The 735-nt window shown below is 70.7% G+C and carries 1 protein-coding gene; it reads right to left on the bottom strand.

Annotation, left to right across the window (positions count from 1 at the left end; translation table 11 throughout):
• Positions 1–174 precede the first annotated feature (174 nt).
• Positions 175–735: glycosyltransferase (locus tag ACLFKU_RS43785; protein WP_410853394.1), on the bottom strand; the 561-nt coding region annotated here is incomplete at its 5' end.

Raw genomic sequence — 735 nt, 5'->3', positions numbered from 1 at the left:
ATCCGGTAGCCGCGCTGTACGCGATGAACAGCACCGACGCCGTGATCTGACCAACGAACAACCACGTCGATACCGCCTGCGCGTCGTCGGCCGTCCACTGCTTCCAGATCTGCCGCCACAGCGTGGCGATCAACACGGCGGTCGCCGCCCAACCAAGCAGGTCGATGGGCTCCATCAGCGCGACAGCAACGTCGCCGACGCGACGTCGCCCACCACCTCATCCGTCGCCAGCGCGACGCGTTGCTCCAGCCGACGCAGGAAGTCGCTGAAGCCATGCGGCGCACGCGCCTGCCGGCGGGCGCTGGTCATCACCCGCGGCCTGGCCAGGCGCGCGACCCGCATGCCCGCGCCCTGCATGGTCTGGATCAGCGCAACGTCCTCACCGGTCGCCAATGGCGCGAAGCCGCCCGATTGCCGATACGCCGCCGCGCTGAAGCCCATGTTGGCGCCGTGCACGTGTGGATGCCCGTCCACCGCATGCTCGCCCTGCCGGAACTGTTCGCGCACGGCCTGCGGGTAGTCCAGCCAGTCGCCCACCGCCACCACGCCGCAGAACGCACTCGCGCCGCAGCGAAGTTGCCGTGCAAGCCAATCCGGCGGCACCACGCTGTCCGCATCCGTGCAGCCGATCCAGCGGGCGCCAAGCGCCAACGCCCGCTCGCTCGCAGCCGCGCGGGCGACGCCGACGCAGCCGGCCTCCACGCTGACCACCTCCACCCCCATGCGCTGGCAGAT

The sequence above is a fragment of the Paraburkholderia sp. EG304 genome (genome assembly GCF_046543485.1).
GTDB classification, from domain to species: Bacteria; Pseudomonadota; Gammaproteobacteria; order Burkholderiales; family Burkholderiaceae; genus Paraburkholderia; species Paraburkholderia youngii.
This window is presented reverse-complemented; position numbering and strand designations above follow the sequence as displayed.